At 34.3% G+C, this 19,588-nt stretch carries 23 protein-coding genes, 3 tRNA genes and 1 riboswitch; of the genes, 13 read left to right on the top strand and 13 right to left on the bottom strand.

Annotation, left to right across the window (positions count from 1 at the left end; translation table 11 throughout):
* The gene (locus QLS97_RS16025; protein ID WP_282718066.1) at nucleotides 1-1,143 is read right to left on the bottom strand and encodes an ABC transporter substrate-binding protein; all 1,143 of its coding nucleotides are present in this window, start codon (nucleotides 1,141-1,143) and stop codon (nucleotides 1-3) included.
* Between the two features lie 90 nt (nucleotides 1,144-1,233).
* On the bottom strand, nucleotides 1,234-1,494 hold the full coding sequence (locus QLS97_RS16020; protein WP_233206937.1) for a hypothetical protein: 261 nt from the start codon (nucleotides 1,492-1,494) through the stop codon (nucleotides 1,234-1,236).
* Between QLS97_RS16020 and QLS97_RS16015 the strand changes: the two genes are divergently transcribed.
* The 7 genes from QLS97_RS16015 (at nucleotide 1,412) to QLS97_RS15985 (ending at nucleotide 8,156) form a co-directional block, all read left to right on the top strand.
* Nucleotides 1,412-1,618: a C1orf53 family protein gene (locus QLS97_RS16015; protein ID WP_240723460.1), complete on the top strand. Its 207-nt coding sequence runs from the start codon at nucleotides 1,412-1,414 to the stop codon at nucleotides 1,616-1,618. The genes QLS97_RS16020 and QLS97_RS16015 overlap by 83 nt on opposite strands.
* A 2-nt stretch (nucleotides 1,619-1,620) precedes the next feature.
* Nucleotides 1,621-2,136: a bifunctional adenosylcobinamide kinase/adenosylcobinamide-phosphate guanylyltransferase gene (cobU, locus tag QLS97_RS16010; protein ID WP_282718065.1), complete on the top strand. Its 516-nt coding sequence runs from the start codon at nucleotides 1,621-1,623 to the stop codon at nucleotides 2,134-2,136.
* On the top strand, nucleotides 2,133-2,780 hold the full coding sequence (locus QLS97_RS16005; RefSeq protein ID WP_282718064.1) for a Dph6-related ATP pyrophosphatase: 648 nt from the start codon (nucleotides 2,133-2,135) through the stop codon (nucleotides 2,778-2,780). The genes cobU and QLS97_RS16005 overlap by 4 nt, the downstream gene beginning before the upstream one ends.
* 18 nt (nucleotides 2,781-2,798) lie before the next feature.
* Nucleotides 2,799-4,475, top strand: a complete 1,677-nt coding sequence (cobT, locus tag QLS97_RS16000; protein ID WP_282718062.1) for a nicotinate-nucleotide--dimethylbenzimidazole phosphoribosyltransferase — start codon at nucleotides 2,799-2,801, stop codon at nucleotides 4,473-4,475.
* 56 nt (nucleotides 4,476-4,531) lie between these two features.
* Nucleotides 4,532-5,338, top strand: coding sequence for an adenosylcobinamide-GDP ribazoletransferase (locus QLS97_RS15995; RefSeq protein WP_282718060.1), 807 nt, complete (start codon nucleotides 4,532-4,534; stop codon nucleotides 5,336-5,338).
* Entirely contained in the window at nucleotides 5,323-5,859 is a 537-nt protein-coding gene (gene cobC, locus QLS97_RS15990; protein ID WP_282718058.1) for an alpha-ribazole phosphatase, read from the top strand. Before QLS97_RS15995 ends, cobC begins: the two co-directional genes overlap by 16 nt.
* A gap of 46 nt (nucleotides 5,860-5,905) precedes the next feature.
* Nucleotides 5,906-6,169: riboswitch (cobalamin riboswitch) on the top strand.
* Between the two features lie 76 nt (nucleotides 6,170-6,245).
* The gene (locus QLS97_RS15985) at nucleotides 6,246-8,156 is read left to right on the top strand and encodes a TonB-dependent receptor plug domain-containing protein (RefSeq protein WP_282718057.1); all 1,911 of its coding nucleotides are present in this window, start codon (nucleotides 6,246-6,248) and stop codon (nucleotides 8,154-8,156) included.
* Between the two features lie 153 nt (nucleotides 8,157-8,309).
* Here the strand turns inward: QLS97_RS15985 and QLS97_RS15980 are convergent, their stop codons facing one another.
* Entirely contained in the window at nucleotides 8,310-9,761 is a 1,452-nt protein-coding gene (locus QLS97_RS15980; protein WP_282718055.1) for a S41 family peptidase, read from the bottom strand.
* A gap of 120 nt (nucleotides 9,762-9,881) precedes the next feature.
* Between QLS97_RS15980 and QLS97_RS15975 the strand changes: the two genes are divergently transcribed.
* From QLS97_RS15975 to QLS97_RS15960, 4 genes are read left to right on the top strand one after another with little or no spacing between them, the layout of a single operon-like run.
* The gene (locus QLS97_RS15975; RefSeq protein WP_282718054.1) at nucleotides 9,882-10,391 is read left to right on the top strand and encodes an RNA polymerase sigma factor; all 510 of its coding nucleotides are present in this window, start codon (nucleotides 9,882-9,884) and stop codon (nucleotides 10,389-10,391) included.
* Nucleotides 10,378-10,851 carry a hypothetical protein gene (locus tag QLS97_RS15970; protein ID WP_282718051.1) on the top strand — a complete coding sequence of 158 codons (474 nt, stop codon included), beginning with the start codon at nucleotides 10,378-10,380 and terminating at the stop codon, nucleotides 10,849-10,851. The genes QLS97_RS15975 and QLS97_RS15970 overlap by 14 nt, the downstream gene beginning before the upstream one ends.
* A gap of 54 nt (nucleotides 10,852-10,905) precedes the next feature.
* Complete coding sequence (locus tag QLS97_RS15965) at nucleotides 10,906-11,481, top strand: DUF4252 domain-containing protein (RefSeq protein ID WP_282718050.1); 576 nt, start codon at nucleotides 10,906-10,908, stop codon at nucleotides 11,479-11,481.
* A gap of 1 nt (nucleotide 11,482) precedes the next feature.
* Complete coding sequence (locus QLS97_RS15960) at nucleotides 11,483-12,016, top strand: DUF4252 domain-containing protein (protein ID WP_282718048.1); 534 nt, start codon at nucleotides 11,483-11,485, stop codon at nucleotides 12,014-12,016.
* Nucleotides 12,017-12,105: 89 nt separating this feature from the next.
* Here QLS97_RS15960 and rclC read toward each other — a convergent pair whose 3' ends face one another.
* From rclC to QLS97_RS15935, 5 genes are all read right to left on the bottom strand, one after another.
* Nucleotides 12,106-12,669: a reactive chlorine resistance membrane protein RclC gene (rclC, locus tag QLS97_RS15955; RefSeq protein ID WP_282718046.1), complete on the bottom strand. Its 564-nt coding sequence runs from the start codon at nucleotides 12,667-12,669 to the stop codon at nucleotides 12,106-12,108.
* Between the two features lie 71 nt (nucleotides 12,670-12,740).
* Complete coding sequence (locus tag QLS97_RS15950) at nucleotides 12,741-13,589, bottom strand: helix-turn-helix domain-containing protein (RefSeq protein ID WP_282718043.1); 849 nt, start codon at nucleotides 13,587-13,589, stop codon at nucleotides 12,741-12,743.
* A gap of 278 nt (nucleotides 13,590-13,867) precedes the next feature.
* Nucleotides 13,868-13,950, bottom strand: a tRNA-Leu gene (locus QLS97_RS15945).
* 42 nt (nucleotides 13,951-13,992) lie between these two features.
* Nucleotides 13,993-14,065: transfer RNA gene (locus tag QLS97_RS15940), tRNA-Lys, on the bottom strand.
* 38 nt (nucleotides 14,066-14,103) lie between these two features.
* A tRNA-Lys gene (locus tag QLS97_RS15935) sits at nucleotides 14,104-14,176 on the bottom strand.
* A gap of 127 nt (nucleotides 14,177-14,303) precedes the next feature.
* Between QLS97_RS15935 and QLS97_RS15930 the strand changes: the two genes are divergently transcribed.
* Nucleotides 14,304-14,822, top strand: a complete 519-nt coding sequence (locus QLS97_RS15930) for a shikimate kinase (protein ID WP_282718042.1) — start codon at nucleotides 14,304-14,306, stop codon at nucleotides 14,820-14,822.
* On the opposite strand, the gene QLS97_RS15925 is transcribed toward QLS97_RS15930, so the two are convergent.
* Together QLS97_RS15925 and QLS97_RS15920 are read right to left on the bottom strand one after the other, a co-directional pair.
* Nucleotides 14,814-15,314: a phosphoribosyltransferase domain-containing protein gene (locus QLS97_RS15925; RefSeq protein ID WP_282718041.1), complete on the bottom strand. Its 501-nt coding sequence runs from the start codon at nucleotides 15,312-15,314 to the stop codon at nucleotides 14,814-14,816. The genes QLS97_RS15930 and QLS97_RS15925 overlap by 9 nt on opposite strands.
* Nucleotides 15,315-15,398: 84 nt before the next feature.
* On the bottom strand, nucleotides 15,399-15,785 hold the full coding sequence (locus tag QLS97_RS15920; protein ID WP_282718040.1) for an RNA-binding S4 domain-containing protein: 387 nt from the start codon (nucleotides 15,783-15,785) through the stop codon (nucleotides 15,399-15,401).
* A gap of 79 nt (nucleotides 15,786-15,864) precedes the next feature.
* On the opposite strand from QLS97_RS15920, the gene bamM reads away from it, so the two are divergent.
* Nucleotides 15,865-16,845 carry a BamM family beta-barrel-assembly machinery protein gene (gene bamM / locus QLS97_RS15915; RefSeq protein ID WP_282718039.1) on the top strand — a complete coding sequence of 327 codons (981 nt, stop codon included), beginning with the start codon at nucleotides 15,865-15,867 and terminating at the stop codon, nucleotides 16,843-16,845.
* A 65-nt stretch (nucleotides 16,846-16,910) separates the two neighbouring features.
* Here bamM and QLS97_RS15910 read toward each other — a convergent pair whose 3' ends face one another.
* The 3 genes from QLS97_RS15910 to QLS97_RS15900 all read right to left on the bottom strand — a co-directional run bounded on the left by QLS97_RS15910 (nucleotide 16,911) and on the right by QLS97_RS15900 (nucleotide 19,557).
* Nucleotides 16,911-17,864 (bottom strand): transketolase family protein, encoded by a 954-nt coding sequence (locus QLS97_RS15910; protein WP_282711353.1) that lies wholly within the window; start codon nucleotides 17,862-17,864, stop codon nucleotides 16,911-16,913.
* A gap of 62 nt (nucleotides 17,865-17,926) precedes the next feature.
* The gene (locus tag QLS97_RS15905; protein ID WP_099716040.1) at nucleotides 17,927-18,778 is read right to left on the bottom strand and encodes a transketolase; all 852 of its coding nucleotides are present in this window, start codon (nucleotides 18,776-18,778) and stop codon (nucleotides 17,927-17,929) included.
* A gap of 215 nt (nucleotides 18,779-18,993) precedes the next feature.
* Nucleotides 18,994-19,557: a YciE/YciF ferroxidase family protein gene (locus QLS97_RS15900; RefSeq protein WP_282718038.1), complete on the bottom strand. Its 564-nt coding sequence runs from the start codon at nucleotides 19,555-19,557 to the stop codon at nucleotides 18,994-18,996.
* Between the last annotated feature and the right edge of the window lie 31 nt (nucleotides 19,558-19,588).

Raw genomic sequence — 19,588 nt, 5'->3', positions numbered from 1 at the left:
TTAGTTTAGTTTTTGTGCAAAAGTAAAAGTATAGTTTGGAAGTAGTTCAGGATGGAAGATTTTAATGTAATCTTTCAAGACTAAATCTGGTCTGCTTGGTGCTAATTCATAATAAATGGTTCCTCCTGTTGTGCCTAATTTACTTTCAAAAGTATACACATTTTTAGATTTTGAAGCGTCAAACTGACTGTAATGCGGATTGCTGTTTTCAAATTCAGCAATACTTTTAAAAGAACCTGTTGCAATCCAATATTTTGCTGTTTTTGCTTTCTCCAATATTTTTTCAAAAGGCAAACTAAGACTTCCTGTTCCCTCAACATTTGCCCATAAATAATTCGCTTTGGCATCCTTCATAAATCGGGCTACCCAACTGTTTCCCTTAGCTACATACCATTGATCTTGATACATAGATCCGTATAAAACGGTTGCTGTTGGTTTTTTGGTTGCAACCAATTGTATCGCGTCATTATAATTTTTGACGATTTCATCAAAAAGCGTTTTTGCCTCTTTTTCTTTTCCAAATAAAGCCCCATAAAGCTTGATCCATTCTGCTTTTCCTAGCGGAGTTTGTTCCATCCAGTCCGCTTGTATGAGTACTTTAAGACCGCTTTTTTGTAAATTATCAATCATCGGATTGTTGTTGTCCACTCCAAAAGTCACGATTAAATTAGGCTCCAATTCAATGAGTTGCTCCATGTTTAATTTTTCATTTTGCCCTATGTTTTTAACAGCGCCACCATCAATTAGTTTTCTGGTTTTTTCAGAAGAGACATAATCGGTATGAGGAAAACCCACCAGTGATTTTTCAACTCCCAACATTTCCAAAAAAGGAATATTAGTCGTTGAGGTAACTACGATTGATTCTAAAGGAACTGAAATTGTGGTGTATTTTTGCAGACTATCAGGAATGCTGCTGTTTTTTTCTTTCAAGATATAAGTGAAATTTTTATTGGCTTCAGGCCAAGGATTTGAAACCGTCACTACTGAATATCCTTCGTATTTATTAATAGAAAGTCCCGAGGCATATTCGATTGCATTTTTTGAATCAGTACTTTCTTTTACGGTTAGGTTTTCGCTTTTTTTACATCCAACGAAAGTTGAAAAAGAGAGAACAAAAAGGATTAATTTAAAGGTGAATTTCATGATTTAATTTTTCGATAGCGACAAAGGTATACCAAATTTATAAAATTTCTTGTTTATTTTTAGCAGTAAAAAATTGAACAAATACTATCTTTACGAAATGAATAGCATTAAAGTCAAAAACTGTTCTACTTGCGGAACTCCTTTTAATTGTGGGGACACACCTGAAGGAAGTAAATGCTGGTGCAATAATTTTCCACCCATTTTTACTCCGTCAGAAGTGGTGGATTGCTTGTGTTCCAGTTGTTTTACAACTGCCTGCTCCACTAAAATTGACGAATATGTTGCAACACTATCTTCTGAAACTGCAACGGATAATAAAGCCAAAGATTTACCCAAAACGACGAATCTCATAGAAGGAATTGACTATTATTTAGAAAATGGGAACTATGTTTTTAAAGCTTGGTTTCATCTAAAAAGAGGTAATTGTTGTGGCAATGGATGTCGACATTGTCCGTATGGATTTAAAAAAATATAAAAATGATATATTTAATAACTGGCGGTGAACGCTCCGGTAAAAGTAGTTATGCCGAAAATTTAGCAAAAGGATTGTCGGATAAACCAATGTATGTGGCAACCGCCAGAAAATGGGATGATGATTTCCAAAAGAGAATCGATCGCCATCAAAAAGATCGGGACGAACGATGGATTAATATCGAAAAAGAAAAATACTTGAGCGAAATTGATTTTTCGGAAAAAGTAGCTATCGTCGATTGCGTTACACTTTGGTTAACGAACTTTTTTGTAGATACTAAAAACGATGTTTCCTTGTGCTTAGAAGAAGCTAAAGCCGAATTTGATGCTATTGCCAATCAAGAAAATGCGACAATTATTATTGTAACCAATGAAATAGGGATGGGTATTCATGCCGAAACGCATATTGGTAGAAAATTCACCGAACTTCAAGGCTGGATGAACCAATATTTAGCTGCAACTGCCGATACCGTTGTGCTTATGGTTTCTGGAATTCCTGTAACGATAAAAGGGAAAAAATGAATTTTGTAACTTCTTGGAGTGGCGGAAAGGACAGTTGTTATGCAATGATGCAAGCAATTCAGCAAGGATTTGTTCCAAAAGTGTTACTCAATATGATGAATGAAAACGGGAAAGTATCTCGTTCTCATGGATTGCCATTGTCTATATTGAATCAACAAGCCCAAAAAATGGGATTGCCTCTGGAAGGAATTCCCGCAACTTGGGGTGATTATGAAGCCAAGTTTATTGCGGTTTTAAAGATGCTAAAAGCTAAATATGATTTGGGAACAGCCGTTTTTGGGGACATTGATTTACAACCGCACAAAGATTGGGAAGATAAAGTATGTGCCGCAGCATCACTAAAAGCAATTTTACCTTTGTGGCAACAAGACCGAATTGTTTTGGTAAACCAAATGCTTGAAAACGGAATTGTGACGATGATTGTTTCTTGTAATACAACAATGGGTGAAAGCTATTTAGGTAAAATTTTGACCAAAGAATTAGCTCAAGAATTACATGAAAAAGGAATAGATCCTTGTGGTGAAAATGGGGAGTTTCATACTTTGGTAATTAATTGTCCGTTATTTTCTGGAGCGATTGAATTACCAGAATTCACTAGAATTACTTATGAAAATTATTGTTTCATCGTTTGGGAAGAAGTATAAAAACAAAATTATTTTAAGATGACTTATTTAGATGAAATTTTAAAATCCCGTCGCGACACCCGTCATTTTACGGAGGATCAAGTACCGGAAGCTGTTCTTGAAAAAGCACTGCAAGCTGGACATTGGGCGCCTTCAGTGGGTTTGACTGATGCTACAAAATATTATCTGATCAAGTCGGGTGAAATGAAGAAAGCCATTAAAGATTTGTTTTTAGATTATGATAAAAAAGCAATTTCGCTAACTGATAATGAACAACAAAAACAAGCATACAAAGACCTTAAGTTAGAAGCTATAGAAGAAGCTCCGCTGGGATTGGTCATTTGTTATGATCGTTCGGTTTTAAATAATTTTACGATTGGAACCGTCGGGAGTAATGAAGCGGTAAAGTTCAGTTCTGTTTGTGCGGCGCAAAATATTTGGTTATCCTTAACGGAACAAGGCTATTCTATGGGTTGGGTTTCAATTTTGAATTATTATCAGTTCAAGCAATTATTAGGTTTGCCTGAAAATATGGAGCCGTTGGGCTATTTTTGCGTGGGAAAACCGGCTACTGATTATGATAATCAACCCATGTTGCAACAACTGAATTGGAAACAAAAACAAGAAATTCCATTGGTTGAGGAAATTACTATTTTACATGAAAATAAGGTGGAGAAAGTATTTTTTGATGCTAAAAAAGAAACTGATGCTGCTACTTTTGCAAATACGTTACAACATAAAATCGATCAAAAAACCAAACCAACGGGTTCATTAGGAGTTTTAGAAGTGCTTGCAAAACAAATTGGGATGGTGTTTCAAACTTTAGAACCAAAAATTATAAAACCGAATCTGGTTGTTTTTGCCGCGGATCACGGAATTGCAAATCATGGTGTAAGTACTTATCCGCAGGATGTAACCAGACAGATGGTGAGTAACTTTTTGATAGGTGGAGCAGCAATCAATGTGTTTTGTAAACAAAATAAGATCCAATTAGCTATTGTGGATGCAGGTGTGAATTATGATTTTCCTATGAATACGGATTTAATTTCGGCTAAAATAGGGAAGGGAACACGCTCTTTTTTACAAGGACCTGCGATGAGTAAAACAGAAGTTGAATTGTGTTTTATGAAAGGAAGCGAAATTGTTGCCACTATTGCAAAAAAGGGTAGTAATTGTATTGGTTTTGGCGAAATGGGTATTGGTAACACAGCTACAGCTTCGGTTTTAATGAGTATTGTTTTAGAATTACCAATTGAAGATTGCGTAGGAAAAGGCACTGGTGTAAATGATGCACAGTTGATTCAAAAAATTAATATCCTTAAAAAATGTATTGATAATTACGATGGTTTGGAGGATTTGGACAGTAAATTAGCCTATTTCGGAGGATTTGAAATTATGCAAATGGTAGGTGGAATGCTTAAGGCAAAAGAGGAAAATATGTTGATTCTTGTTGATGGCTTTATCTGTAGTGTTGCTTTTTTAATTGCCTTTAAAAAGAATCCATCCATTACTAAAAATGCTATTTTTTGTCATTCTTCTGCTGAGCAAGGACACCAAAAAATATTAGATTACCTAGGAGTTCGTTCTTTGTTGCAACTTGATTTGCGATTGGGCGAAGGCACGGGTTGCGCGATTGCTTTTCCTATTATTGAGTCAGCTGTGGCATTTTTGAATGACATGGCGAGTTTTGAATCAGCAGGGGTTAGTGGTCGGTAGAGACGCACTGCAGTGCGTCTCTACGTGAGAAATAAAATCAAAAAATAATTCCAAAAATGAAAAAAGAACTCCACATATTTTTTACGGCATTAATGTTTTACACTAGGATTCCGTGTCCTGCAACCATCGATCACAATCCAGATTATTTAAATAAAGCGTCCCGTTATTTTCCATTAATTGGTTGGATTGTTGGGAGTGTGGCTTTTGGAGTATATTGTGTTTTTAATTATTTAGTTGCGCCTGAAATTGCGGTAATCTTCTCTATGATAGCTTCCGTTTTAGTGACAGGAGCTTTTCATGAAGATGGTTTTGCTGATGTTTGCGATGGTTTTGGTGGCGGTTGGACCAAAGAAAAAATCCTGATAATTATGAAAGACAGTGCCATTGGTGCTTATGGAGCAATTGGTTTAGTGCTGTTGTTAGTGCTTAAATTTCAAGGGTTGGTTCAATTAATTGATGTCTCGGATAATCCTAAATTTATAATTTATAATTCACAATTTATAATTCTATTACTCCTTGTTTCTGCGCATTCCATCAGTCGATTAGCGGCGATTTCAATTGTTTTTACCCATCAATATTCTCGTGAGGACGCTTCCAGTAAAAGCAAACCTATCGCACAAAGTTATTCTTGGAGAGAAGTAGTGGGAGCTTTCTTTTTTGGATTACTTCCATTAGTTATTTTGTCCTATTTTCAGTGGCAAATGTTTTTGGTTTTAATCCCTGTTTTTTTGACTCGATTCTTTTTAGCGCGTTATTTTCAGAAATGGATTGACGGGTATACCGGAGATTGTTTGGGCGCAACCCAACAGGTTTGTGAAGTGGTTTTTTATATATCAGTTATTGCATTATGGAAGTTTATTTAGTACGTCACACGGAAACGGTTTGTGAAAAAGGAATTTGTTACGGGCAATCGGATGTAAAAATAATGGAGCCTTATGATGCTGTTTTTCAGTCTGTTTTAAATCAATTACCTCAAGATGCAAGACTGTATTCCAGTCCTTTACTGCGCTGTGTTCTTTTGGCAAATTACATCAAAGACAATTCAGAAATTACTTCTATTAAAGAAGATTCCCGTTTAATGGAAATGAATTTTGGCGATTGGGAAATGAAAAATTGGGATGTAATTCCACCTGATGATTTTACACCTTGGATGACTGATTTTGTAAATGTTCGCGTACCCAATGGTGAATCATTTACGGATTTGCATGATCGAGTAATTGGTTTTATAAATAATGAACTTCAAACAATCAATTCAAAACCAGTAATTATTGTGGCACATGCAGGAGTGATACGAAGTTTTTTATGTAAAATTACAGATTTACCTCTAATAGCTGCTTTTCAGAATAAAGTAGATTTTGGGGCTGTAATTAAAATTGAATTATAAAATCCGCAATTATTTAGGTTATTAACTTAATATAATTTTATCTTTGCCGCCGTATTGAGGTTGAGGTTTGTTTTTTCAAACCACATTAAAAGGGAAGAGAGTGATTGAAGATTAACGATTTTTGATTTCAGATTAAAAATCCGAAATCATTATTTAAAATTCAAAAATCTCACGCTGTACCCGCAACTGTAAGCTATCAAGCTTGTTGTTATCTACAAAACCACTGAGCTAGCTGAATTTATTTCAGTTTCTTGGGAAGGTAAACAACAAGATGCAAGCCAGGAGACCTGCCTATTACATCGAGTATCAAACTTTCGGGAAAAAAGGTTTGGGTATGGGTCATTCTGTGCTTTTCTCCCAATTTATTAAATTTTTACATTTTTAAAATGAACAAAAAATTCATTCGCTTTAGTGCGATTGCATTGCTATTTGCAATGAACACGTATGCACAAGAACAAGAGCCAAAACAACTTGATGAGGTTGTTGTTTCCGATTCGAAATTTGCTTTACCAAAAGAAAAATCAGGAAAAGTTATCGTCAAAATCACTGCCGAAGATTTAAAGAAAAAATCAGGACAATCTGTAGCTTCGATTTTAAGTACAGTAGCAGGTGTTGAAATCAACGGAAATCAGAGTCGTAATGGTAAGGATTTGGGACTTTACATTCGTGGAGGAAGAAATCATCAGGTTTTAATTTTGATTGATGGCGTTCCGGTAACAGATGCTTCCGGGATTAGCTTATCGTATGATTTAAGATTGCTTCCAGTGGAGCAAATTGAAAGCATTGAGATTATGAAAGGCGCTTCGAGTACTTTATACGGTTCTGGAGCAGCTACTGGTGTAATTAATATTACACTAAAAAAAGCAGGCAAGAAAGTTATTGCAGGAAATGCATATGTGAATATTGGTACACAAACAATTGCTAAAAACGCAAATTATAGTGTGCAAGATTACAATCAGGGCTTTGCTGTAAACGGAGGTTTTGAAAAAGTAAATTACTTTGCTTCTTTAAACAGTACTGAAACTACAGGGATTTCTGAAGCAAAGCCATTAAATTCAAATACTAAATTTGAAAACGATGATTTTTCAAGACTAAATTCTTTAGTGAAAATTGGCTTTACGCCAACTAAAAAATTATCCTTGGATTTCTTTGCTAATTATGACCGAATGAAAAACGGTTTTGATGCAGGTTCATTTTCAGATGATCTTACAAATTTCAGTCTTTCGGAGCAATTTAGAGTTGGTTTTTCTCCAAAATACAAATACAATAAAGGAGAATTGGTAATCAATACCGGAGCAAATGTAATCAACCGCGATATCTTTAGTTATGGATCTTTATTTCAGGCAAAGTCAAGAAGCGTTAATGTGGATGCCTTTAATAAATATGAAATTTCATCTCAGTTATTTGTGGTTACGGGTGCACAATTTCAGTTCCACGAAATGTCAAACATAAGCGAGTATGATGCAATTACAACTGATATAGCAAAATTCAATATGATTGATCCTTATGTAACGGCGGTTTATAATTCTGATTTTGGATTAAACTTAAATGCAGGAGCACGTTATACTATTCATAGTAAATACGGAAATAATTTAGTGTATAATGTTAATCCATCGTATAGCTTCTCAGAATCATTAAAGGTATTGGCTTCTTATAGCACAGCATTTGTTACCCCAAGTTTGTACCAATTGTACTCTCCGTATGGTGATTTGAATTTATCTCCAGAGAAAGATGCCACAGCCGAAGTTGGTTTTGAAGTAAGTTTAGTAAATAAAAAATTGGTTTTAAATGCAGTAGCTTTTCAAAGGGAAGAGGAAGATGCAATAGGATTTGATTTGATGACTTATAAATACTTTAATGTAGATGGTAAAAACAAAGCAAAAGGTTTTGAAACAATGATTTCTTATGCTTTTAATGATAAAGTAAAATTCAATGTCAATTATACTTTTACGGAATTAGAAAAACAATCTCGTATTCTAAATCCAAAACATAAAGCAAATGCTTCTGTGGATGTGCAAGCAACAGCACGTCTTGCCTTTAATCTGGCGTATCAGTTTGTTTCAGACAGATATTTAGAATACACAACGTATCCAGAGCCAACTTATGATCCTGTTTTAAATTCAGAAATTTTGAAAGATTATCAATTGGTAAATGCCAATGTTCGTTATGAGTTAATCAAAAATAGATTGAATGTTTTTGGTGCAGTTGATAATATTTTGGATAAAGATTTTGTTGAAAGCAGAGGATACAGTACTAGAGGAAGAAATTTTAAATTAGGGTTGAATTTCTTGTTCTAAAAGAATATATTTTAGTTTTAGTCTTAATTCCCGTTCCCTAATTTGGAACGGGTTTTTTGTTGGATAAAAATCAGATTCTTTAATTTAGAATTATAAAAAAAAGAGGTTTTCAGTGATGAAAGCCTCTTTTTAATTTAATTTTTGAAGTCAATGTTATTCCAATGCTTTTAAAAGTCCTTCCGGAGCTTTCTCAATATACATTTGATTTTGGATTCCTCTGATTGATTTAGCATCTTTAAAAAACTCAAAATCTACACCAGTGTTTTGTTTCAACATTCTGGATGTTCCAGTTATTTTTCCAATAGCGGTACTCAATAAAGGTTCTGAAGTGTCTCCAAGAACGCCATAAGTACTAATTGTTTCTTTTAATAAATAATCCGGTTGTAATCCATTGAAATAATCTCCAAAACCGGTTGAATTCACAATTTTCAATACAATCGGCTGCATGGCATACCTGTGATTTGGGTTTCTGTTTTCGGAACCAAAAGTAGGGGAGTCGTATAGTGTAACTGATCCTACATTTTTCCCCACAGTTACATCGCCAATTTGTATTACATTGATATGAGGTTCTAATCCGTTGATTACTAACTCGCTTGCTGATGCTGTGCTTTGAGTAGTCAAGATATAAACTTTAGTTAAGTTTAAACTGTTTATTGCCGTAGTTCCAATTTTGTCAGTAAAGCTATTTATTAAAGCTGCGGGATTGTTAGTTTCGAAATACTCGTTGATTTTAGCATTCCATTGTTGTTTAGCAAATACTTGTCCTGTGAACTGTCCAGTAATCATACTCGCTAATCGTGTAGCCGTTTGCACAGAACCACCTCCGTTATAACGTAAATCCAAAACTAAGTCAGTAACTCCTTGTGATTTTAGAGAAGCAAACGCTTCATTTAATTGCGTGTCATAATTAGCATAAAAACCATTGTACATTAAATACCCTATTTTATGTGAACCCGAAGTAATTACTTTGTTGATTAAAATTGGATTCTCAGATAAAACAGTTTTCGTCAACTCTACTGATTTTTCGTTAGCAACAATAGTAGTTCCATTATAATCAGCTAGATTTAAAGTGTAAGTTTCGTTTGAACCAAACAATAGTGCCTCATAATTGTTCAAAGTAAGCTGAGTTCCATTTACGGCTGTAAAAAAATCACCACGTTTGATGTTCTTGTTCGATGCATCTGAATTTGCAATGATGTAACGTACATAACCAAATATTTCAGTAGTACTTCCAGGTTTTCTGCTCAAACCAAAATCGACACCATTATTTTTAGTGGTTCCTTGAAGTGTCCCTTCGAGTTCTAAATAGTCATCCACAATCCAACTGAAACGATCTATAGTTTTGTCTACTCTAAGCGCGTCAAACAATTCTTCGGGAACGGGATATCCTTTTAGAAACGTATTTAATTCACTTTGGTCTGCAAATCTATCATCTGATAAATTTGGAACATCTGCTTGCCATAAGTAATATTGGTTCATTCCTTTCCAAATAAAATCTTGTATGTCTAAACTGGCTGGTGGAGCAACATCATCATTGTCTTGACAGCTTTGGAAAGCGAAAACTGCTATAAGTAATAAAAGCGTAAATTTGAAACTTGTTCTCATATGTAGGTTTTAATATAATTAACGTAAAAATAGTAACTTTAGTTTTATTTTATGTTTTTTGTTACAAAAATAAAAATGAGTCGTCTACATTATATAACCAGTTTAAAAACCTAATTTTTTATGAACCAAAATGAGTTTGTGCTACTCGTCACTCCTTTTAAAGATAAAGTCTTTAGGTTGGCTAAGCGATTGCTCGTAAGTACTGAAGAAGCCGAAGATGCTACTCAGGAAGTTTTGGTGAAATTATGGAGTAAAAATGGAAATTTAGCGGGGTATAGCAGTGTAGAAGCATTTGCAATGACGATGACCAAAAATTATTGTTTGGACCAGCTAAAATCGAAAAGAACAGGGAATCTCAAAATCGTTCATACAAATTATGTTGATAGAGAACCGGGTCTCGATAAGAAAATGGAAGACTTAGACAGTTTGGATTGGGTTGGGAAAATAATGGATAAATTACCCGTTCAGCAAAGATTGATTATTCAAATGCGAGATATTGAACAATATGAATTTGAAGAAATCGCAAAAATATTGGACATGAATGAGAGTGCGATTCGGGTGGCGCTTTCAAGAGCAAGGAAAACGATACGGGATTATATGACAGAAACACACAATTATGGAATTAGTTAAAATAGAAGATTTATTAGAAAAATACTTTCAGGGAGAAACCAGTATTGCAGAGGAAAATGAATTACGTAATTATTTTTCTTCATCGAATGTTGCGCAGCATTTAGAACAATACAAACCTATATTTGGGTATTTCTCTCTTGCAAAAGGGCATCAGTTTACGCCAGAAATTCCACTACAATCTAAAAAACGTAATGTTGCGTGGATATCAATTGCGGCTTCGGTTGTTGTTTTGCTGGGAATAGGAACCTATGCTTATTACAGTGCTGATGTTGTAACTAAAAGTAAGGATTTAGGAACATATGACGATCCTGAAGAAGCTTTCAGAGCAACTCAAAAAGCATTGTCATTATTATCAGATAATGTAAATGTTGGCATAGAAAGTGTACAGTATATTCAAGAATATCAAACCACAAAAGACAAAATATTTATTAATACAAAAAAACAGTCTGGTGGTTCTTAATTGCCTTGAGTAAACTGGAAAAAAAACAATTTTAAACCATAACAATTTAAGAAAATGAAATCAACAATCAATAATAACAAAATGAACAATAATTTCAATAAGAGTAAAAAGTTTATACTGACATTAGTATTTGCATTAGTTTCAAGTACATTTTTTGCGCAAGCGGCTTTTGATAAATTCGATGGGCAGGAAGGTGTAACATCAATCATTGTCAATAAAAAAATGTTTGACTTGATGAGCAAAGTAAAAATGGATGCTTCTGATAAAGAAACACAACAATACTTGAGCTTGATAAAGAAACTGGATGATTTGAAAGTGTTTACCACTAAAAGCGCCAGAATAGAAGGCGAAATGAAAGTTGTGGCTGATAAATACATAAAAACGGCAGGATTAGAAGAACTAATGCGTGTGAATGAAGATGGCAGAAGTATTAAAATTCTAGTGAAATCGGGAGCAAGTGATTCTCAAATAAGAGAGTTGTTTATGTTCATTGAAGGTGCCAAAAATGACGATACGGTTTTAATGTCTTTGAAAGGTAATTTCGATTTGAATGAAATTTCAGTTCTGACTAATAAGATGAAAATTCCTGGTGGGGAAGATTTGAAGAAAGCAACTAAAGGAAAGAAATAAGATGAAAACAGTTTATGGATTAGCGCTGCTATTGAGTTTGTTTCTCGTGAGCTGTAACTCGGAACCAACCTTGCAAAAGTATTTTGTGGAAAATACCGAAAACAAGAATTTTATCGCCCTAGATGTGTCACCTAATATTCTGAACGTTGATAAAACAAAATTATCAATTGCACAGAGTGATGCTTTGAAGTCTTTTGACAAGATGAATGTTTTGGCTTTCAAATTAAACGATAAGAATAAAGCGGAATTTGAAATTGAACGTGCCAAAGTTAATTTGATTTTAAAAGACAAAAAGTACCAACAGCTTATGAAGTTTGGTTCAGGTAAAGAAGGTGCTTCAGTAAGCTTCGTAGGAACTGATGAGCATATTGAAGAGTTTGTGTTCTTTGCCAATAAAAAGGAAAACGGTTTTGCTGTTGTTCGAATTTTGGGCAAGGATATGAATCCAACTAATATTATGACTATGATGAGTGTTCTACAGCAGTCTAATATTGATTTGGAACAGTTGAAGCCTTTGCAACAGTTAATGAAATAAACGTATCCTTAAATAATAAAAAAGCGTCTTGATAGTATGTCAAGACGCTTTTTTGTTGGTAAAAATAGATTTATAGGTATTTAGGTTTTTTAATCCTTCAAAAGTTTTTTAGCACAGTCAGAAGCGATAATTAAACCTCCTGCCATCATGATTATGTCTTTTATAACCAATCGACCAGCGCCCGAAAGATAAGGGAAGCCATATTGAGTTGTTGGCATATCGCCACCTAAATTAGGTACCCAGGTTTCAGGAGTAGTAATTAAAAATGTCAGAGTGACTAATGCCATACCAGCTGTGAGTAATCCACCTATAAGCCCTAAGCGATTATTGAAAATACCAAATAAGGTTAAAAAGCCAATAATGATGATAGTGGTCCCTAATACATATGAAAAACTATAAGTTCCGTTTTGAGTATGCCATTCAATATTTTTTTTAACCATTTCGCCTTCTTTATTTTTATGGTCTTTATATTCCTCTGGATTATTATAAAAGAAACTCATCAACGGACTATTGGCAACAAAAGGTGCAATTCCGTCCGCTTCATATTGAAAAGCTTTAAGCCCGCCAATCCATACCATTACTATAAAAATGGCTATTCGCATTAAATTGAAAAATTGACTCTGTAGTTTTGCTAAGGTTGCTAACATGTCCATATGTTTATTATTTTAATTTACGGACAAAATTACTCTCCCCTTGTTCTAGTTACAATGGACGGATATGGATATTACCTAGACAAATCTGCTACGATTGATATCCCAACATTCTCACGAAAAGCCGTAGGAGTAATTCCGGTATGTTTTTTAAAATATCGACTAAAATAATTCTCATCATCAAAATTTAGTTCAGCAGCTATTTCTTTTATATTCTTGTAACTAAGATGAATCAATTTTTTGGACTCAAGTATAACTCTATCGTGAATTAGTCTGGATGGTGTTTTCAAAAAATGCTGTTTACATATTTTTGAAAAATTATTAGGCGAAATACCCATTTGGGCAGCATAAAAAGAAGGCTGTCTTTCTTTATGAAAATTATTTTCCAGTAATGCTTTAAATTTCATCAACGGATGATAGGTATTCTTCGCCTCATAAATGACAGTGTCCTTCGATTTAATTTTGCTGCATAACGCTAGAATCAATTGTAAATAAGCCTTTACTACTGCTTTAGAATAACTACAAGTATTTTCCATTTCAATAATCAGTTTTCCTAAAATATAATCCATTTCAATATAATCTCCTGTTTCAAGATTTATATAGGGTTGTTGGTATATATTATTAAATAAGAGACCATTACAGGCCACTTCTTTTTTATGGTATTCTATGCAATAAAAATCGCCATGAAATTGGAGTCTTCTTGTTTTAAGTGGCTGTTCTGTATTGAAATAAATAATTTGATAAGGAGTTATAAACAATGCGATTTTGCCTTCAAAAATATAGTCTACTAAATCTACGCTTACTTTTCCGCTTCCTTCTAAAAGAAAGATATTGTACATGGGTGAGCCTCCACATTGATTAATATAATCGGTGTTACATTTCTGAACCGTACAGTCCTTTTGATTTGTTTGCTTTTCTTTCATTAGTAATCTTAACTTAGTAGTTAGTATTCTTATATAAAAAATTATAGATTGCTGCCTTTTAAATATTAAATATAAGTAAATGGGAACAATTCAATTATCCAAATATTCACAATCAATGGATATTTATTTCTTAATTTGGTTCTAATCCAGTCAAGTTGCTTTATCGAACTTTTCGAGCCATAAAGATTTAATGGGATATATTTAGTGATTTTCAATTTGGATTAAAAATAAAACAGAAAAAGGACAGAAACTTTATGAAAAGTTCTGTCCTTTATTCGTGACCACGGTGGGATTTGAACCCACACGCCCTTGCGAGCACCAGCCCCTCAAGCTGGCAAGTCTACCGTTTCTCCACGTGGCCTAAAAAAAGAAAAGGTCAAGTAATAAATTACTCGACCTTTTGTGACCCGACTGGGGCTCGAACCCAGGACCCCATCATTAAAAGTGATGTGCTCTACCAACTGAGCTATCGAGTCAATGCTTCAAGGAAATTATGTGTTGATCACTAAAATTGTGACCCGACTGGGGCTCGAACCCAGGACCCCATCATTAAAAGTGATGTGCTCTACCAACTGAGCTATCGAGTCATATTCTTTCCTTGAATGCGGGTGCAAATATAAGGACTTATTTTGGAGTTTTCCAAGCAATTTTATTATAAATTTGTCTTTTTTTAACAAAATTACTCAACACCTTAATTTGTAAGGTTTTATTCAGATGAAAAAAATTATATTATTAGGTTATATGGGTTGTGGTAAGTCCACAATTGCAAATAAGTTGTCAAAAAATATCGAAATTCCTTTTGTGGATTTGGATAAAAAGATAGAAGAGAAAGTAAATTTATCCATAAATGCCATTTTTGAAAAGCACGGAGAAATTTATTTTAGAAAGTTAGAACACGAAGTTTTTATCGAATTATTACATTCGCCTGAACAATTAATCATCGGTTTAGGTGGAGGAACTCCATGTTATGCCAATAATCATGAGTTGCTAAAAGGCGATAATGTAGTATCTGTTTATCTCAAAGCGTCAATAGATACTTTATTCAATAGATTGAGCCATAATAAAAGTAAACGCCCTCTTATTGCCGATAAAAGTGACGCTGAGATGAAAGAGTTTATTGCTAAGCATCTTTTTGATAGAAGCTTTTATTACAATCAAGCGCAATACAAGGTGATTGTTGATGATAAGACAATCGATCAGACAGTACTCGATATTGTTGCAATTTTAGCTTAAATAAGCATAATTGTCATTGTTTTCATCAAAAACGACTTGGACGTGTTCTAATAATGATGTTGAAAGCGATATGCCTTTAAAATCAGCTTTTACAGGATATTTTTTGTGATTTCTGTCCACGAGCACTGCAGTTTTAAACTTTTTCAAAGGAACATCTATAAAATGCCTAACTGCATAGATTAATGTTGTGCCTGAATTTAATACATCATCAACAAGAACTAAGCCTTTATTTGCGTACTGTTCCTTTGATAAGGAAGTGTGAATTGGTAATTCGGGATTTTGCTTATTAATCTGTACTTCGCAAAGCGAAACTTTGAGAGGAGAAATGGATTCTAAGATTACGGCTATTTTTTTTGCAAATGTAAAACCGTTATTGGCAATTCCTGCGATTACGATTTCTTCTTCATCTACAAATGTTTCATAGATTTGGTAAGCAATTCTTTTTATTTTATGCTCGATTTCTTGATTTGTTAAGATGATATTTTTGCTCATTATTTTTAGTTTGTTATTTAACGGTTTACTGTTTAAAATTGAAAGAATCATTTTGGTAACTTAAAAAAGTAATGTTTAGGTTTACTAATCATCTTCATCGATGGTTATTTCATTTCCAAATTCATCGATATCTCTTCTGTCTTTTTTGGTAGGTCTTCCTGTGCCATTTTTTCGATAATGCTCTTTGGATAATTTCAGTAATTCTAAATGTTGATAGGCTTCTGCAGGAGTATCATTTCTTCGATAGATATCAACTAATTTAGCCCCAACACGGTTCTCTGGTACATCAAGAACAGTGATGATTTGGGTAATTTGGTCTTTCCGGAACGTAATTTTGTCAGTAGGGAAAACCTCTTTTGATGGCTTCGCAACAAGGCCATTTACAGTCACATGATTCTTTTTACAGGCTTCAGTAACCATATTTCTGGTTTTGTAATACCGCATGCACCATAAATATTTATCTATTCTCATAAATTTTCTAAAATCGGAGTTAAATAGTTTACAAAAATCAATCAATATTGTATCTTGCGCACTTAAAAATTTAGCTATAATGAACAAATTTAAGTATTATTTTATTCTATTAATTACAACCGTCTCTTTATTTTCATGTTCAAAGGATGATGCTGCTGAAATTGAACCACCTAGAGATTATGCAGAACAATTAGCTACTGATTTAACTGATATTGAAGAATATTTAAAAACCTATTCTATAACTGTTCTTAATCATCCTGGTTTTTCAGATGATCAAGATGTTACTTTTACAAAAATTCCAACAGGTGGAGCTGAGCCGTCTATTTATTCGTATTTGAATAGTGCTACTTTTCCTAAACTTTTGAGCAAAGAGGTAAAACTTCATGATATAACGTATAAATTATATTATTTAGTGCTACGAGAAGGTGCAGGAGAGAGACCGTCAAATGTAGATGGGGTTTTGTCTGCATACAAAGGAGATTATTTATCTCGTCAAAAAGTAGCTGAAGTAGAAACTTTTACTGCAACCCAATTTGAAGAAGTTAAGAATCCGCAACAATTTTTAAGTTTATTTAGTACGATAACAGGATGGGGCGAAACTTTTCCGGAGTTTAAAGCAGGGACGTATTCTTCTAATGCTGACGGTACCGTTTCGTATAATGATTTTGGAGCAGGAATTATGTTTCTTCCTTCGGGACTAGGATATTATAACTCAGGAAGTGCCAGTATTCCAGCTTATGCGCCTTTAGTTTTTAGTTTTAAATTATTCGCAGTTAGCAGACTTGATTCTGATGGAGATGGAATTATGAATTTTCAAGAAGATATAAACGGTGATGGTTACATGCGAGTTTTGGCAACAGGTGTCGTTAATCCTGATGATACAGATGGAGATGGTATACCTAACTTTTTAGATACCGATGATGATGGAGATGGTCTTAGTACAAAATTAGAAATTACAGGTGCTAATGGTGTTTTAATTCCTTTTGCTGATATCCCAAGTTGTGATGGAAATACGACTGATCCAGCCAGAGTAAAAAGACATTTAGTAAAGTGTAATTAAAAAATACAATTCAAAAAAAATCCAGTTCAATTGAACTGGATTTTTTTTGGTGTAAAAGGAAAAGATTATTTTCTTTTCATTACTCTTTCTACAGCTTCAACAATCGCTTGATTGTTCAATTTGTATTTTTCCATTAATTGTTCTGGTGTTCCAGATTCTCCAAAACTGTCATTTACAGCTACAAACTCTTGTGGAGCTGGACTGTTCAATGCTAAGACTCTGGAAACGCTTTCGCCAAGACCACCAAGAATATTATGCTCTTCAGCAGTAACGATACATTTTGTTTTTGCCAATGATTTCAAAATCGCTTCTTCATCCAATGGTTTAATGGTGTGGATATTGATTACTTCAGCAGAAATACCTTTAGCTTCTAATGCTTCAGCAGCAATAAGTGCTTCCCAAACTAAGTGTCCTGTAGCAATAATTGTTACATCCGAACCTTCGCTTAAAACAATCGCTTTTCCTATTACGAAAGGTTCGTCAGCTGGCATGAAATTAGGAACAACCGGACGACCAAAACGCAAGTAAGCAGGACCATGGTGATCTGCTAATGCTAGAGTAGCTGCTTTAGTTTGATTGTAATCACAAGTATTGATTACAGTCATTCCTGGTAACATTTTCATTAATCCAATGTCTTCAAGAATTTGGTGTGTTGCACCGTCTTCACCTAATGTTAATCCAGCGTGTGAAGCACAAATTTTTACGTTTTTCTCAGAATACGCCACTGATTGACGAATTTGATCATAAACTCTTCCTGTGGAAAAGTTAGCGAAAGTTCCTGTAAAAGGAATTTTTCCTCCAATAGTTAAACCCGCTGCAATTCCAATCATATTTGCTTCAGCAATTCCAATTTGGAAAAAACGCTCCGGGTGATTTTTCTTGAAATCGTCAAATTTTAAAGAACCAATTAAATCGGCACAAAGTGCAACCACATTTTCATTCTTTTGACCTAATTCAGTCATTCCCGCTCCAAAACCCGAACGAGTATCTTTACTTCCTGTATTTGTATATTTTTTCATTTTTCAATTTAGATTTTTAGCAGTATTCTACTGAACACTAATTACTGAGTTCTGAACACTTACTAGTAGTCGCTTTCGCCTTCAGTATAGTTTTGACCTAAAGCAATTTCAAGTTGCGTATCATTTGGCGCTTTACCATGCCAAGCATGACTGTACATCATAAAATCTACACCATTACCCATTTCAGTATGTAGCAACACACAAACTGGTTTTCCTTTTCCAGTTCTTGATTTTGCATCATTCATACCAGCAATAATAGCTTCAATATCATTTCCTTTTTCAATTTCTAAAACATCCCAATCAAAAGCTTCAAATTTAGCACGGATGCTTCCCATTGCCAAAACTTCGTCAGTTGTTCCGTCAATTTGTTTTCCGTTTAAATCGATTGTAGCAATAAGATTGTCCACTTTTTTTGCAGAAGCATACATAATTGCTTCCCAGTTTTGACCTTCTTGTAATTCACCATCTCCGTGAAGCGTATAAATAATATGGTTGTCACCATTTAGTTTTTTAGCTTGAGCAGCACCAATTCCTACTGATAATCCTTGTCCAAGAGATCCTGACGCAATTCTCACTCCAGGTAAACCGTCATGAGTAGTTGGGTGACCTTGTAATCTTGAATTGATCAAACGGAAAGTTGCTAATTCCGATACCGGAAAATAACCGCTTCTGGCTAAAACGCTATAGAAAACAGGAGAAATGTGTCCGTTTGAAAGGAAGAAAAGGTCTTCTCCAATACCGTCCATATCAAAACCTTCTTTGCGTTCCATTATGTTTTGGTATAAGGTTACCAGAAATTCAGTACAACCTAGAGAACCACCTGGGTGACCTGAATTGACAGCGTGTACCATTCGAAGAATATCTCTTCTGACTTGGATTGTTAAATCGTTTAATTGTTGTGTGTTAGGCTTCATTTTGTGTGTAAAAGTTAAACTGGTGCAAATGTAATTTTTATTTAGGGTTACCGCAAAAGTTTTTAGGAATATTTAATGTAAGATTCCGTTAGAATTTAAGTTGAATAAAATTACCGGCATAAGTTTGCATAATTCACAAAAAAGCCCGCATTTGGCGGGCTTTTTTGTGAATGGAGAAATACAGAATAATTGCAAATCTCCAATTACAATTATAGTTAAGTGTTGGTAATTGCATCAGCTCTGTGCGCTTGATTGTTGATGGCAGCTAAAGCGATTCCGGTTAATACTGCATCTGTTTTTTTCTCATCATCAAGACTCATCGCCAATAGGTTTGCTGCTTTGTCTTCTCCTAAAGTTTTAGCAAATGCATGCAGGGTTCCATAAGTTGCAATTTCATAATGTTTTACCTTTTGATCTGCTGCAATAATTCCGGCATCTCGAACTACGCCAATATCAGTTTGTCTTATCAAGCTATTGGTTTCTTTTAATATGCCTCCCATTGCTTCGCATTTTTTGGCAGTCGCTTCAACACCAGTTGCTTCAAATATTTTTTCCAAACGTGAAACGTGTTCTTGCGTCTCATTCAATTGGTTTTTTAAAGAGTTAACTAATTCTGGTGATGATGCGTTTTTCATCATTTTTGGCAATGTTTTAGTTAACACTTTCTCTGCCCAATAAATATCTTTCAATCCAACTTCAAATAAATCTCTCAATCCATGTGCTGCATTTGCTTGTACAGCTCCTTTACTATTTTCGTTTTTACCCATTTCAGTTCTCATAACAGTAGTTTTTAAGATTAATTTTTTATGA

Source organism: Flavobacterium yafengii, assembly GCF_030010375.1.
Classification (GTDB): domain Bacteria; phylum Bacteroidota; class Bacteroidia; order Flavobacteriales; family Flavobacteriaceae; genus Flavobacterium; species Flavobacterium yafengii.
The sequence above is the reverse complement of the archived record's forward strand: the minus strand, read 5'-3'. Positions and strand labels throughout refer to the sequence as shown.